The organism is Kitasatospora sp. NPDC052868, assembly GCF_044547105.1.
Classification (GTDB): Bacteria; Actinomycetota; Actinomycetes; order Streptomycetales; family Streptomycetaceae; genus Kitasatospora.
The window spans coordinates 21233-34495 of the sequence record NZ_JBITZW010000018.1; the positions used below are offsets into that span (position 1 = coordinate 21233).

Genomic DNA, 13263 nt, shown 5'->3' on the forward strand with positions numbered 1-13263 from the left:
CTGTCGTGTGCGTCAGACGGCCGTGTCGAACTTGGCCGGGTCGATGCCCGCGTTCTCCAGCTCGGCCGTGGTGAACCTCAGCTCCACGCCGGGACGCTTGCTGTCGCCCATGACCCAGAGGCCACCCGCCACGCCGGGCACCTCCTTCAGCGTCGGGCACGTCTCGTGCTCCGACTGCTGGTTGCCGCCGCACGCCTTGTAGGCGGTCAGCCCCGACGGGATTTCGATCTTGTACAGGTCGCTCACTGTGACGCCTTCCTGTTTCGGTCCAACGGGGAAGCCGTCCCCGCACGGTGATGCACCCGCACCGACCCGGCATCCAAGGAGCGCATGCAGGAGTTCAGTTGGGCTCGTCAGCGGACAGGCCGGGTACGACGGGCTCCTCGGCAGGCCAGGGTGGGCTTTGATCCACTCAAACGAGGTCCACCGGCTCTGGGCCTCGTTCCTCCCACCGACCCGCCACCAAGATCTGACAACCGCCCAGGACGGTGAAACCCCGCGCAAAGGACACTTCAGAACGTCCCCTGCGCGATAGAACGTCCCTAGCAGGGACCGGTGTTTGTGGGGAGACGGGCAAGATGCCGAACGAAAGACTGAAAGGCGTCATGGTGTCGGGTGGTTGGACGTGCGCCGCCCTCGCCGAGAAGGCCGGCGTGGACACCAAGTCGGTTGAGCGGTGGGCCAACCAGGGCAGGACACCCCGGCTACGGACAGCGCGCCTGGCGGCCGAGGCCTTGGGTGAAGACATGTTCGCGCTGTGGCCGAGCCTGCGGCAGCCCCGAGCCGCCCGGGCGATAAGCCCTGAGCTGGTGGCGCTGTACGAGCAGCGGGCCGACTTGCCGGTGTCCGTCATCGTTGATCTGCTCGGTAAGGCTGCTGAGCGCATTGACGTGTTGGTCTACGCTGCGGTGTTCCTGCACGAGGCGTACCCCAGGCTTAACGATCTCCTTCGCGAGCGTGCCGCCGAGGGCTGCGTAGTCCGCATCGCCCTCGGGGACGCCGACAGTGAGAACGTGAGGCAGCGCGGCGAAGAGGAGAGGTTCGGGCACGGCATCGAATCTCGGTGCCGCCTCGCCCTGATGCACTACCGCCCGCTCATCGGCACTCCCGGCGTCGAGATCCGCACGCATGGGACCACCCTCTACAACAGCCTGTACCGGGCCGACGATCAGCTTCTCGTGAATGCCCACGTCTGGGGTGTGAACGCCTTCGGCACTCCGGTCTGGCATCTCCGCCGAACAGGTGCGGGCACGATGTTCGACACCTACGCTTCGAGCTTCGATGCGGTGTGGAGCGCCGCACGACCAAGCGAGGAGAGCTGAGGCATGGCACGGACCGAGTACTACGACGACCCCGACGCGCCCGAGCCGAACCGGCTGGTGGTCGCGGCTTCCGCCGTCGTTACGGATGAGGCCGGGCGCGTCCTGCTCCAGCGGCGCACTGACAACGGGTTGTACGCCCTGCCTGGCGGAACGATGGATCTTGGTGAGTCCCTCCCGGGCACCGCCGTGCGAGAGGTTCGCGAGGAGACCGGGTTCGATGTCGAGATCACGGGGCTGGTCGGCACTTACACCGACCCCCGGCACGTCATCGCCTACTCGGACGGCGAGGTTCGGCAACAGTTCAACGTCTGCTTCACGGCCCGTATCACGGGCGGTGAACTGCGCATCTCCGACGAGTCCACAGACCTTCGGTTCGTCGCGCCCGAGGGCATCGGTGATCTACCGATGCACCACACACAGCGCCTTCGGCTCCGACACTTCCTGGATGGCAGGACCGCGCCGTACCTCGGCTAGCGGATGCCCCCGGGGGGAGTCGCTCCCGTTCCGTGTGCCCTGTGGGGGCTCCGGCCGCCGTCGTGCGCGCGTTCCCGTCCTCGTGGTGCGGCGCTAGAGTCGGCTGGCGCTCCGGCTCCGGAGCGGAGCGGGGCCGGCACAGGGGGTATGTGATGGCGGGGACGCGGCGGGGTGGGGCGGCGACGGTGCGTACGGCGCAGCGGGCTGCGGCGGGTGCGCTGCTCGGGGTGGGGGTGCTCGGGCTGCTGCTGTTCTCGCTGGGGCGCGCGCACGCCTGGCAGGCGCTCGGCGGCGGGCTGGTGGTGTCCGGGGCCTCGGCCGTGCTGGGCGGCGCGCTGGGCTTCCTCTTCGGGGTGCCGCGGGTGCGCGGTACGGCCGGCGGAGAGCCGCCGCAGGGCTCGTACGTGCCGAACACCAATCTGGAGCAGGTCTCGGACTGGCTGACCAAGGTGCTGCTGGGCGTCGGGCTGACCCAGCTCGGCTCGCTCGGCGAGCGGCTGCACCAGCTCGGCTCCGCGCTGGCCCCGGCGCTGGGCGGCGGGGACGGGGCGGTGCCCTTCGCGGCGGCGCTGGTCCTGTACTTCCTGGTGCTCGGGTTCCTGGCCGGCTGGCTGGTGACCCGGCTGGCGCTGCCGCAGGTGCTCTCGGACGCCGATCAGGCCCTGGACCTCTTCCTCGCCGGGCAGGACCGCGACCGCCGGGGCGACAAGGTGGGCGCCGACGACCTGCGGGTACGGGCGATGCAGCACCTGGGCCTGCTGGGCGGCAGCGCGGACCGTGCCGACGACCTGGCCCGGCAGCTGCCGCCGAGTGCGGCCACCGGGCCGGCGAGCGTGGTGGCCGAGGTCCGGTCGACGGCGCGGCGCTCGGCGCTGACGGCGGACCAGGTGCGGGAGCTGTTCGAGGACGGCTCTCAGGGGCGGCGGATCCAGGCGCTGGCGCTGATGCAGGGCGATCCGGCGCTGGCCGACCTGGCGAGCGTGCTGGACGCGATCGAGCACCCGCGCTCCGGGTTCGAGCAGTACCACGCGCTGCTGGCGGCCCGCGGCCTGCTGTCCCGGCTGCCGGCCGCCGAGGCCCAGCGGCTGCGGGACGCGGTGGCCGCCCGGCTGGTGGCGCCGGACGGCATCCCGTACGGCTCGGACCGCAGCTGGCTGGCGGAGAAGATACTGTCCCGGCTGGAGGCCACCGTCTTCCTCCCGCAGCAGCCCGGTTCGGTCGCCGACCCGGTGGAGCCGAAGCAGGCGCCCGAGCCCTCCTAGGGCCTAGGGCCTGGCGGCCCGGCGGCGGTGGTCGGCCGCGCGCAGGACCAGGACCCGGCGGGTCCCGCCGTCCTCCGGCCGCGGGAAGGTGTGGATCTCGCTGGCGATCCGGCGCTCGCCGAGGGCGTGGCGGACGGCGTCCAGGTGGGGGCAGCGGCGGCTGGCGCCGTCGTGCAGGGGGTGCACCCGCACCTCGCCGTCGGCGGCGGTGACCCGGACGAGTTCGGCCAGCGCGGCCACCTGCTGGGCGGGCCCGAACAGCTCGGGGTAGGCGAAGACCAGGTACCCGCTGAGGGTGAGCGCGAAGGTGCCGTCGGCGAACGGCAGCCGCGGCAGCTCGCCGGCCACGTACTGCTGCGGGTGGGCGGCCCAGTCGGCGGTGAAGAGCCGGCGGGCCCGGTCCCAGCTCCGCAGGTAGCGCTCGTACGGGCGGTCGCGCGGCGCGGGGTACAGCTCGGGACGGGTGTCCATCGCGGCGGCCATCGCGGCCCGGGCGGCCAGCGCGCGGGCGGCGAGCTCGGGGGCCGGCCAGGCGTACGCCGGGTCGGCGGCGATGACGCGGCAGCCCAGTTCGCGGGCCTCGGCGGCGAGTCCGGCGGCGCCGCCGGGGCAGTCGAGCAGGGGCCCGGGCAGGGCCGCCAGCCGGGCGCGGGTGAGTCCGAAGAGCCCGCAGTACTCGTCCAGCGGTCGGGAGGTGACCAGCACCCGAGCGGTGATGTCGGCCATTGCGCCATCCGAACACGGCCGGGCCCCGCCCGCATCCGCAGCGGGCGGGGCCCGGGCCCGGGTGGAGGTGAGGGCTACCGGCCGAGCAGGCCCTGGACGGCGAGGCGGTTGACGTTGGTCAGACCGCGCACCAGTGCGGGGGTGAGGAAGACGAGCAGCAGGCCGAGCAGCGAGACCCCGGCGATCTGCGCGGGCGCCTCGATGAAGTACTTGTGCTCGACGCCCGCGCTGTCGCGGTAGTCGAACAGCTGGAGGCCGGGCCAGCCGACGAAGGTCGGGTACACCCAGTGGTACAGCGGGTAGAGCGTCAGCACCCAGCCGAGCAGCAGGAACACCAGCGACACCACGAAGCTGAAGACCGCCCACGGGAACATCACCACCTGGTACAGCGCCGCCTTCCACCCGGCGGCGTCCGCGATGCGCGCGGTGACGCCGCCCCAGGCGCCGGGCCGGACGACCCGGACGGGCTTCGGGCCGGGCACGTCCAGCGCCAGCATGCCGCGCGCCCGCGACCGCTCCAGCCGGCCGAAGCCGCGGGCGGCCGTGGTCAGGCCCGCCAGCACCGGGAGGCCGAGGACGGTGACGAAGGTGCCGAGACCGAGGGCGAACAGCGTGATGGCGAGGGAGAAGCCGGCGACCGCGACCGGCAGCCCGGTGAGGGTGTAGCCGATCTCCCGGTAGGTGTAGGAGGAGAAGGGGGCCCGCCAGAAGTACGGCGGCTCCTCGGTGCGGCGGACCCGGGCGGCGCCCCGCTCCCCGTCGGCGGCGTACGAGTCGGCGGCGTACCGGTCGGCGGAGGAGGCGTCGGTGTCGTGGCGGTCGTACTCGCTGCGCTGCGTGCTGTGGCTGCTCATGGCCGGCCTCGGTCCTCGGGTCTGTCGTGACGGCTTTCCTACTGACCCCTGAAGCCTGTCAAAAGGCGCTCCCGCCGGACATCCGGCTCCCCGCCGAACCGTGGGTGGGGTTAACCCCCCGCCCCGGTCCCCGCCCCCGTCCCCGCCCCGGTCCACTCCCCGGCCAGCAGGGAGTACTGGAAGGAGTCGTACCAGGTGCCGCGCAGGTACAGGTCGTGCCGGATCCGGCCCTCCAGCTGGAAGCCGGCCCGGGTGAGCACCCGGCAGGAGGGGGCGTTGTCCACGTCGACCCGGGCGGCCAGCCGGTGCAGGCCCAGGGCGCCGAAGGCGAAGTCGCAGAGCAGTCCGGTGATCTCGCCCGCGTAGCCGTTGCCCCAGGTGTCGCGGCGCAGCGCGTAGCCGAGGAAGGCGGAGCGGTGGTCGCCGAGGGTGAGGGCGGCCATCCCGATCGGGGCGGCGTCGTCGTCGCCGTCCTCGCCCTCGGCCGCGGCCGGGGTGACGGCGAGGCGGTAGACCGTCCGCTCGTCCTTGAGCGCCTCCTCCAGGTACTGCTCGATCTGGTCGGCGCAGCTCTCCCGGTCCCGGGGTTCGAAGGGGAGGTAGCGGGTGGTCTCCGGGTCGCCGAAGACCGCGTGCAGGGCGTCGGTGTCGCCCGGCGTGTGGTGGAACTCGCGAATGGCCAGCCGGGGGCCGGTGAGTCGTACGGGGACCATGCCTGCCGACCCTACCCGCCGCTTACCGGTTACCGTACGTGACATGGAAGAAGAAGACCTGCGGCTCGCCCCGCGCACCAAGGCCGCCGAGCTGCTCGCCTGGGCGGAGGCGGAAGGCCGCGACCCGGTGGGCGAGGAGCCGCTGCGGACGGTGTTGGCGTTGCTGGAGCTGGGCGAGGGCAGGATGCGCGACGGCTGGCCGGAGCTGACCTCGGACGCGGTGGAGCAGCTGCTGGTCGAGCGGCTGTACCTGTACGTCCAACCCGCGCCGGAGCAGGACCCGTTGGCGTACGGCGAGGCGGTCCGGCTGCTGGTCGACCACCAGCGGGCGGCGAAGCGGCTGAACGCCAAGCGGCAGGAGCGGCTGCACGCCGAGGCCGAGTGGCAGGGCGAGGTGGCGACCGGTCTGCTGCGCCGGGCCGACCTGGTGACCTGGCCGCGGCTGTACGCGCTGCTGCTGCACGCCGCCGGGGTGGACGTGGCGGACGACGCGGCGGTGCGGGCCTGGCTGGAGGCGTTCCGGGAGCTGGCGCCGCAGGAGCGGTCGGCCGCCTACGCCGCGCTGGCCGAGGCCGGGTGGCTGGACGAGCTGGACGAGGAGGGCTGGGGCGAGGCCCGGATGCTGACGGTCGGGATGGCCACCGACGGCGCCCGGCGGCTGCTGGAGCAGGGCCTGATGCGGCGCAGCTACCGCAACCTGGCGGCGCTGAACGCGCTGGGCCGCCCGATGCCGGACGAGCTCGCCGGGGACTTCGGCGCGTTCGAGGAGGCCGCGGTCGAGGTGGCGCTGGAGCTGTCGGGCGAGTGGACGGTGCCTGGGCTGGCGCAGCTGCTGGTGACGGAGTTCCCTGAGCTGGCGCCGGAGCCGGGGCAGGAGGAGATCGACGCCTACCTGGCGCGGCTGCCCCAGGAGTAGCGCGGCCGCCCCCGGAACAGCGAGGCGCCCCGGTCCGCAGTGGACCGGGGCGCCTTCGACCGTAGGGGGCCCTGCCTCAGGGCGTGATGCCGCGCTGCTCGAACCAGGTCTCCGGGTCGACCGGGGCGCCGCCGCCGGGGCGGACCTCCAGGTGCAGGTGCGGGCCGGTCACGTTGCCGGTGGCACCGACCTTGCCGATCTGCTGGTTGGGGACGACCTTGCCGGAGCCCTTGATGATCGAGGAGAGGTGGCAGTACCAGATCTCGGTGCCGTCGGGCAGCGTCTCGACGATCCGGTAGCCGTACGAGCCGGACCAGCCGGCCGAGGTGATGGTGCCCTGGCCGACCGCGTACACCGGGGTGCCGGTGTCGGCGGCGAAGTCCAGGCCGGTGTGCAGGTGGGCCCAGTAGGAGGCGCTCTGGCCGTAGTGGGCGGAGAGGTTGTAGTCGCGCACCGGCAGGTTGACGGCGGCGAGCTTGGCCTTCTCGGCGGCCTCGGCGGCGAGCCTGGCCTCCACCTGCTGGGCGGCGCGCTTGGCCTCCGCCTCCTTGGCGGCCTGCAGGCGGGCGGTCTCGTCGGCGGCGGTGCGCTGGCTGTCGGCCTGCTGCTGGATGCGGGCGGCGAGCGCGAGGCCCGGGTCCGCGGAGAGCGCGACCGGGGCCTCGTCCGGGGTCTCGATGGCGGGCGCCGCGGCCGGGGTGGCGGAGGCGAAGCCGGTGGCACCGAGGGTGGCGGCGACGGCGGTGACGCCGAGCAGCGGCGCGGTCCCGCGGGTCTGGCGGGGCATCCGGTGCCGGTTGGTGTCGGCGGGCTGCGGGGCGTGCTCGTCGGCCGGGCCGCCGTATCCGCCGCCGTGGGCGGGCGGCCAGGGGTGGTCGAGCAGTTGGGTGCCCGAGCCGGAGCCGGGCAGGTGTGCCGGAGAGTGCGTCGACGCCACGGAGGCGCGCTCCTTTCCTTCCTTCGCGCCTACCGGGTTAGCTGACGGGTTCGGAGCAGGAAGGTCTCCTACGGCCGGGCCTGGGCCTGGCCGATTCACCCCAAGGAACATGGTTCCCCGGCTCCCTGACCTGCCCGGAGGCGGGTCGTCGGGATTAGGCGACGGCGCACGGTGCCGTCTGGGTACGGCGTTGCCGACCGCGCTGCGTTATCAAACGTTAATCCTAGGAGCCCCTGATTCCAAGCCATCCGGATGGGACGACCTGAGACCGCCCGGGCAGTACGTGGCCTGATGGGCGATTTGTGAGGCTTGAGCACAACTGACACTACCGAACGTGATGAGACGTCAACGAACGGACGCCGGGTTGAGTACTTCTACTCATGTGCGGCGCGCCCCGGCGCCACCATCCTGGCGCCATGAACGCACCCGTGCAGTCGCGCACCACGTCCGCGTACTACATCCAGGCCGTCCTGTCCTTCGCCCTGTCCGGCGTCGCCCTCGCGATCGGGATCGCCTACCTCCCGGTCGACGCCTGGACGCGGGCCTTCCTCGGACTGGGCCTGCTCTACACCGTCACCTCCTCGTTCACCCTGGCCAAGGTGATCCGGGACCGGCAGGAGACCAACGAGATCGTCACCCGGGTGGACCAGGCCCGACTGGAGAAGCTGCTCAGCGAGCACGACCCGTTCAAGGTGGAGGGGGTCTGAGCCGCCCGGGACCGCCCGGGACGGAGGCTCACCCGAAAGATTCCTCGGTCGATAGCTTGACGGCTAAGGCTATTAGCCTTAGCTTTATGGCTATCGGCAGAACCGCCGATGACGCGCACGGCGGACCGAGGAGGCCCACGATGACCGGCTCCAACACCCCCACCACGCAGTTCCTCGACGTTCCCGGCGGCCGGCTGGCGTACGACGACACCGTGCAGGGCGACGGCGCCCCGGTCGTCCTCCTGCCGGGGATGCTCGACAGCCGGACCGCGTACCGCCACCTGCGCCCGCTGCTCACCGCCGCGGGCCGCCGGGTGATCACCATGGACCTGCGCGGCTTCGGCGAGTCCTCGATCGCCTGGGACGACTACTCGCCCGCCGCGATCGCCACCGACGTCATCGCGCTGCTCGACCACCTGGGCATCGAGCGCGCCGTCCTGGCCGGCAACTCGTACAGCGGTGCCAGCGTGGTCAAGGTCGCCGGGGACGCCCCCGGGAGGGTCGCCGGGATCGTCCTGCTGGACGCCTTCATCGAGAACCTGCCGCCGAACGCCCTGCAGCGCGCCGCCTTCGGCGTGATGGGCGCGCTGCTGGTGCACTCGCCCGCGTTCTGGGGCCTCTACCACCGCAAGATGGCCTACCCCGGCGCCAAGCCGGCCGACTTCGACGCCTACGTCGACGGACTGGTCGCCGCCATGCGCACCCCGGGCCGCAAGGCCGCCACCCGCGGCTATGTGCACGGGGACTCCGCACCGACCGGCTGGAGCGCCGCCGTGCAGTGCCCGGCGCTGGTCGTGATGGGCAGCAAGGACCCCGACTTCCCCAAGCCGGAGCTGGTCGCCGACCGGCAGGCCGCGGCGCTGCACGCCCGCAAGGTGATGATCGAGGGAGCCGGGCACTACCCGATGGCCGACCAGCCGCAGGCCACCGCCGACGCCCTGCTGCCCTTCCTCGCCGAACTGGCCTGAGCCGCCCCCGGCGCCGACCGTCACGGCCGCCCGCCCCGCCCCCGCCCCACCCCTTCCGAGCCCACTCCCCCGGTACGGAGACCGCACATGCCCCGAGTCGGACTGACCCCCGAGCAGGTCGTCGACCACGCCCTCGCCCTGATCGACGAGCAGGGCCCCGAGGCCCTCACCCTGGCCGCCGTGGCCGCCCGGGCCGGCGTGGCCACCCCCTCGCTGTACAAGCACGTCAGCGGCGGCCTCGCCGAGCTTCGCCGACTGATCGCCGTCCGGGTCACCCAGGAACTGGCCGACCGCCTCGCCGAGGCCGCCCTCGGCCGGGGCGGGGACGACGCCGTCGCCGCCGTCCTGCGCGCCTACCACGGGTACGCCACCGAGCATCCGCACCGCTACTCCGCGCTGCCGCAGGCCCCGCAGCCGGACGACGAGCTGACCCGGGCGGCCGCGCGGCTGGTCGGGGTGATCGTGGCGGTGCTGCGCGAGTACGGCCTGGGCGGCTCCGAGGCGATCCACGCCGCGCGCACCGTCCGCTCGCTCGCCCACGGCTTCGCCTCGCTGTCCATCGGCGGCGCCTTCCAGCTCTCCGAGGACCTGGCCACCACCCAGGACCGGCTGATCACCGTCCTCACCAGCGGTCTGCGCAGCTGGCCCCGGCCCTGACCCGCCGCCCGGACACCGGCGGAACCTCTGGTGTGTTTCGAACAGTCAATCGCCACCAATCGGGCAAGACGGGTTAGATTGGCCCGGCTCACAGGTGGTCACGACCCGCGACCGCCCACCCCGAGGCGGAGGTCGACGTGCCCGCACCGAAGGCGAGGCCGCGCCGACCACGGGTGTTCCCGCTGGGCGGCGCCCTCGGGCGCTGGAGCGGACGGCTGCTGGACGGGGACCGGACGGCCGAGCGGAACGCACTGCTGGCGATGCTCGCCCTGACCGTGCTCCTGAGCGGCCTCGCGATCGCGGCGCCGAAGAGCTGGCCGCCGTCCTCGATGGTGCTGCCGCTGGTCGTGGGCGGGCTGGTGCTGCGGCGGGGCCGGCTGCTGGTGCTGGTCTGCGCGGCGCTCACCGGCAGTGCGCTGAGCGCGGTGGTGCACCACCCGCACGGGGTGCGGGTCGGCGTGACGATCGTCCTCGCCGCGACCGGCGCGACCGTCCTGACGGCCAACCGCTTCCGCGACCGGCTGGGCCTGCGCGGCACCCGCGGGGACTCCATGCTGCTGGAGCTCGCCGAGCACACCCGGACCCTGGGCCGGCTGCCCGACCGCCTGCGCGACTGGCACTTCGACGGCGCGCTCGCACCGGTCGGCGGGAACTCCTTCTCCGGTGACTTCCTGCTCTGCACCCACCGCCCCGAACAGGACCTGCTGGAGCTGCTGCTGGTGGACGTCTCCGGCAAGGGCAGCCGGGCCGCCGCCCGCTCCACCCACCTCTCCGGCGCCTTCGCGATGCTGCTCGGAAGAGTCCCGCCGGAGGAGTTCCTGCCCGCCGCCAACGACCACCTGATCCGGATGGGCTGGGAGGACGACTTCGCCACCGCCGTCCACCTCGCCCTGCACCCGGCGACCGGCCGCTACCGGCTGTTCAACGCCGGCCACCCGCCGCCCGCGCAGTACCGCGGGGCCGGCGGCGGCAGCTGGCAGGTGTCGGCCCCGGGCGGCCCGGCGCTCGGCCTGCTCGCCGACGTGCCCTACCCCGCGAGCGGCGGACGCCTCGGCCCCGGGGACGCGCTGCTGCTGTTCAGCGACGGCGTGGTGGAGGTCCCGGGCCGCGATCTGGACGAGGGGGTCGACCGGCTGCTGACCGCCGCCGAGCCGGTGCTCCGGGCCCCGGGGGCGGCGCTGCGGCACTCCGCCCGGGGCGCCGCGGACCGGCTGGTGCGAACGGTCGCCCGGAATGTGGCCGACGACCGGACCCTGGTGCTGGTACGCCGCCTGGGCCACCATTCCCCGACATAAGAAATAAGCTATTAAGAATTAAGGACCCGCTAGGACACCCACCCCCTCGGAGCGGAAAGGCCGGGTATCCCGATGGACCTGACCTCGCCATGGCTCCCCCCCTCCGAGGACGAGAGCCGGACCCCGCGCAGCAGCCCCACCGCGCGCACGGCGATGCGCTGCGTGCGCTTACTGCTCGGGTGCACCACCGCCGCCGAACTCCTCGGCACCGTCCTCGCCGAGGGTCCGAACTGGATCACCGGCGAGGGCTCCGCGTTCTACCTGCTGGACTCCGCCGGAATGCTCCGGCTCACCGCCTCCCACGGCCTGCCCGACTGGGCCCATGAGCGCTACGGCGTCGTCGACCCGGCGAGCGACCTCCCCGCCGCGATGGCCCTGCGACTGCGCCGCCCCTATCTGCTGAGCCCCGAGCGCACCAGCGTCGACTACCCCAACCGCAACACCGGCATGGGCACCGGCATGGTCGCCATCATCACCCTGCCGATGATCGTCGACGAGCAGCCGCTCGGCGTGCTCGCCCTCGCGCTGGCCCACCGGGGCACCGTGCCGCGCCGCGACCTGGACGTCCTGGAGACCCTCGGCGACGCCTGTGCGCACCGGCTCGCCCATCTGCTCGACCACGCCGGCGCGGAGCCGGGCACGAACCGCACGGTCCGGGTGGGCGCGCCCGACACCGACCGGACCGCCGGGCTCGCCCACCCGATGCTCTCGCTCGCCGTCCGCTCCGCCGGGCACGGCGCCTTCGAGCGCGACCTGGTCACCGGCGAGAGCTTCTGGGACGCCCAGGCCTACCGGGTGGTCGGCCGTCCGGCGCCGGAGGACGGGCCCGGTACCGCGCCCGAGCTGGACCGGCTGGTCCACCCCGAGGACCTGCCCGACGTCCAGGCCGCCCTGGCCGAGGCGCTCGCCACCGGCGGCCCCTACCGGCTGCTCTACCGGGTACCGCGCCGCGGCGGCGGGGTGATCCGGATCGAGGAGACCGGCGAGGTGATGCTCGACGTGCACGGCCGGCCGGTCCGGATCGCCGGCCTGCTGGCCGACCTGGACCGGGTCCGCGCGCCCGAGGAGCACCCGCCGCCCACGGCCGAGCCGGGTGGCGCCGGCGCCGCCGGGGCCCGCTCGGCGCTGCTGCTCGCCCTCACCCGGTCGCTGTCCCGGGCGGTCACCGTCCGGGACGTCACCACGGCCGTCACCGATGTCGCCCGGCCCGCGCTCGGCGCCGCCAGCATCGTGCTCGACCTGGTGGACGAGGGCCGGCTGCTGCCCGTCTCGCACACCGTCTACGGCGGCCCGCGCCGCACCGAGCTGACCAGGCTGGCCGACCTCTCCGAGGGGGTCATGCAGCACGCGCTGACCCGCTCGACCCCGCTGTTCAGCGAGCCCCGGCCCGCCGACGGGCGCGTCTACGGGAACGCCGACGGGAGCGCCGACGGCCGGGCGGAAGCAGCAGGGGACGCCGACGGGACCGGACCGCTCACCCCGGCCGCCTGGGCCGTCCTGCCGCTGGTCGCCTCCGGCCGGCAGGTCGGGTCCTGCCTGATCACCTTCGCCACCGAGCGGGCCTTCAGCCGCGAGGACCGCACCCTGTACTCGGCCTTCGCCGGCATCCTCGCGCAGTCCCTGGAGCGCGCCCGGCTCTACGACACGCACCACCACCGGGCCACCGAGCTGCAGCGGGCGATGCTGCCGCGCACCCTGCCCCGGCTGCCCGGGCTCGCCAGCGCCGCCCGCTACCTGCCCAGCACCGAGGGCATGCAGATCGGCGGCGACTGGTACGACCTGCTGCGGCTGCCGGACGGCCGGGTCGGCCTGGTGATCGGCGACGTCCAGGGGCACAACGCCGAGGCCACCGCGGTGATGGGCCAGCTGCGCAGCGGTCTGCGGGCCTACGCCACGGACGGCCACGACCCGGCCGCGACCCTGGCCCGGACCAGCCGGCTGCTGTCCGAACTGGACACCGAGCTCTTCGCGACCTGTCTGTACCTGACCCTCGACCCGGCCGACGGGACCTTGCAGGCGGCCCGCGCCGGGCACCCGTCGCCGGTGCGGATCGCCGATGCCAAGGCGGTCGAGCTGGAGCTGCCGGGCGGTCCGCCGCTGGGGGTGGACCCGGGGGAGCCGTACCAGCTGACGGTCGGGCACCTGGCGCCGGGCGAGACGCTGCTCGTCTACACCGACGGGCTGGTCGAGGACCGCGAGGAGGACTACGACGAGTCGGTGCAGCGGATGCTCGGCGGCCTGGAGCTGTGGGCCCGTCAGACCGGTCCGGTCGGTGTCGGCGCGGTGACCGCGCTGGAGCGGCTCGCCGACCTGCTCACCCTCAACGTGACCGAGCGGCGCTCGCGCCCGGACGATGTCGCGCTGCTGTTGCTGCACCGGATGTCGGCGGAGCAGCACTGACGGCCGTCGGCGCGGTCGCGGGTTCCAGGCTT

14 protein-coding genes and 1 riboswitch are annotated in these 13263 nt (G+C 73.6%); of the genes, 9 read left to right on the top strand and 5 right to left on the bottom strand.

Annotation, left to right across the window (positions count from 1 at the left end):
- Positions 1-12 precede the first annotated feature (12 nt).
- Positions 13-246: a DUF397 domain-containing protein gene (locus ACIGZJ_RS26325; protein ID WP_396459529.1), complete on the bottom strand. Its 234-nt coding sequence runs from the start codon at positions 244-246 to the stop codon at positions 13-15.
- Between the two features lie 332 nt (positions 247-578).
- Between ACIGZJ_RS26325 and ACIGZJ_RS26330 the strand changes: the two genes are divergently transcribed.
- The 3 genes from ACIGZJ_RS26330 to ACIGZJ_RS26340 all read left to right on the top strand — a co-directional run bounded on the left by ACIGZJ_RS26330 (position 579) and on the right by ACIGZJ_RS26340 (position 3058).
- Positions 579-1322, top strand: a complete 744-nt coding sequence (locus ACIGZJ_RS26330) for an XRE family transcriptional regulator (protein ID WP_396459530.1) — start codon at positions 579-581, stop codon at positions 1320-1322.
- 3 nt (positions 1323-1325) lie between these two features.
- Positions 1326-1796 (top strand): NUDIX domain-containing protein, encoded by a 471-nt coding sequence (locus ACIGZJ_RS26335; RefSeq protein WP_396459531.1) that lies wholly within the window; start codon positions 1326-1328, stop codon positions 1794-1796.
- 185 nt (positions 1797-1981) lie between these two features.
- Positions 1982-3058, top strand: a complete 1077-nt coding sequence (locus ACIGZJ_RS26340; RefSeq protein ID WP_396459532.1) for a hypothetical protein — start codon at positions 1982-1984, stop codon at positions 3056-3058.
- A gap of 3 nt (positions 3059-3061) precedes the next feature.
- On the opposite strand, the gene ACIGZJ_RS26345 is transcribed toward ACIGZJ_RS26340, so the two are convergent.
- The 3 genes from ACIGZJ_RS26345 to ACIGZJ_RS26355 form a co-directional block, all read right to left on the bottom strand.
- On the bottom strand, positions 3062-3784 hold the full coding sequence (locus ACIGZJ_RS26345; protein ID WP_396459533.1) for a hypothetical protein: 723 nt from the start codon (positions 3782-3784) through the stop codon (positions 3062-3064).
- Positions 3785-3858: 74 nt separating this feature from the next.
- Entirely contained in the window at positions 3859-4638 is a 780-nt protein-coding gene (locus tag ACIGZJ_RS26350) for a sensor domain-containing protein (protein ID WP_396459534.1), read from the bottom strand.
- 110 nt (positions 4639-4748) lie between these two features.
- The gene (locus ACIGZJ_RS26355; RefSeq protein ID WP_396459535.1) at positions 4749-5351 is read right to left on the bottom strand and encodes a GNAT family N-acetyltransferase; all 603 of its coding nucleotides are present in this window, start codon (positions 5349-5351) and stop codon (positions 4749-4751) included.
- Positions 5352-5394: 43 nt separating this feature from the next.
- Here ACIGZJ_RS26355 and ACIGZJ_RS26360 point away from each other — a divergent pair, with 43 nt between their 5' ends.
- Entirely contained in the window at positions 5395-6267 is an 873-nt protein-coding gene (locus ACIGZJ_RS26360; protein WP_396459536.1) for a hypothetical protein, read from the top strand.
- A 76-nt stretch (positions 6268-6343) separates the two neighbouring features.
- On the opposite strand, the gene ACIGZJ_RS26365 is transcribed toward ACIGZJ_RS26360, so the two are convergent.
- Positions 6344-7204, bottom strand: a complete 861-nt coding sequence (locus ACIGZJ_RS26365; RefSeq protein WP_396459537.1) for a M23 family metallopeptidase — start codon at positions 7202-7204, stop codon at positions 6344-6346.
- Positions 7205-7216: 12 nt separating this feature from the next.
- A riboswitch (cyclic di-AMP (ydaO/yuaA leader) is annotated at positions 7217-7375 on the bottom strand.
- Positions 7376-7620: 245 nt separating this feature from the next.
- On the opposite strand from ACIGZJ_RS26365, the gene ACIGZJ_RS26370 reads away from it, so the two are divergent.
- From ACIGZJ_RS26370 to ACIGZJ_RS26390, 5 genes are all read left to right on the top strand, one after another.
- Entirely contained in the window at positions 7621-7911 is a 291-nt protein-coding gene (locus tag ACIGZJ_RS26370) for a YiaA/YiaB family inner membrane protein (protein WP_387940794.1), read from the top strand.
- Positions 7912-8051: 140 nt separating this feature from the next.
- On the top strand, positions 8052-8879 hold the full coding sequence (locus ACIGZJ_RS26375; protein ID WP_396459538.1) for an alpha/beta fold hydrolase: 828 nt from the start codon (positions 8052-8054) through the stop codon (positions 8877-8879).
- Between the two features lie 87 nt (positions 8880-8966).
- The gene (locus ACIGZJ_RS26380; RefSeq protein ID WP_396459539.1) at positions 8967-9536 is read left to right on the top strand and encodes a TetR/AcrR family transcriptional regulator; all 570 of its coding nucleotides are present in this window, start codon (positions 8967-8969) and stop codon (positions 9534-9536) included.
- A 137-nt stretch (positions 9537-9673) separates the two neighbouring features.
- Positions 9674-10831: a SpoIIE family protein phosphatase gene (locus ACIGZJ_RS26385; RefSeq protein WP_396459540.1), complete on the top strand. Its 1158-nt coding sequence runs from the start codon at positions 9674-9676 to the stop codon at positions 10829-10831.
- 72 nt (positions 10832-10903) lie between these two features.
- The gene (locus ACIGZJ_RS26390) at positions 10904-13231 is read left to right on the top strand and encodes a SpoIIE family protein phosphatase (RefSeq protein WP_396459541.1); all 2328 of its coding nucleotides are present in this window, start codon (positions 10904-10906) and stop codon (positions 13229-13231) included.
- Positions 13232-13263: the final 32 nt, after the last annotated feature.

Excerpts from the sequence above, each read along its gene's own strand:
- ACIGZJ_RS26360 (WP_396459536.1), top strand. The coding sequence starts at position 5,395 with ATGGAAGAAGAAGACCTGCGGCTCGCCCCGCGCACCAAGGCCGCCGAG.
- ACIGZJ_RS26370 (WP_387940794.1), top strand. The coding sequence starts at position 7,621 with ATGAACGCACCCGTGCAGTCGCGCACCACGTCCGCGTACTACATCCAG.
- ACIGZJ_RS26335 (WP_396459531.1), top strand. The coding sequence starts at position 1,326 with ATGGCACGGACCGAGTACTACGACGACCCCGACGCGCCCGAGCCGAAC.
- ACIGZJ_RS26355 (WP_396459535.1), bottom strand. The coding sequence starts at position 5,351 with ATGGTCCCCGTACGACTCACCGGCCCCCGGCTGGCCATTCGCGAGTTC.
- ACIGZJ_RS26380 (WP_396459539.1), top strand. The coding sequence starts at position 8,967 with ATGCCCCGAGTCGGACTGACCCCCGAGCAGGTCGTCGACCACGCCCTC.
- ACIGZJ_RS26350 (WP_396459534.1), bottom strand. The coding sequence starts at position 4,638 with ATGAGCAGCCACAGCACGCAGCGCAGCGAGTACGACCGCCACGACACC.
- ACIGZJ_RS26345 (WP_396459533.1), bottom strand. The coding sequence starts at position 3,784 with ATGGCCGACATCACCGCTCGGGTGCTGGTCACCTCCCGACCGCTGGAC.
- ACIGZJ_RS26330 (WP_396459530.1), top strand. The coding sequence starts at position 579 with ATGCCGAACGAAAGACTGAAAGGCGTCATGGTGTCGGGTGGTTGGACG.
- ACIGZJ_RS26390 (WP_396459541.1), top strand. The coding sequence starts at position 10,904 with ATGGACCTGACCTCGCCATGGCTCCCCCCCTCCGAGGACGAGAGCCGG.
- ACIGZJ_RS26375 (WP_396459538.1), top strand. The coding sequence starts at position 8,052 with ATGACCGGCTCCAACACCCCCACCACGCAGTTCCTCGACGTTCCCGGC.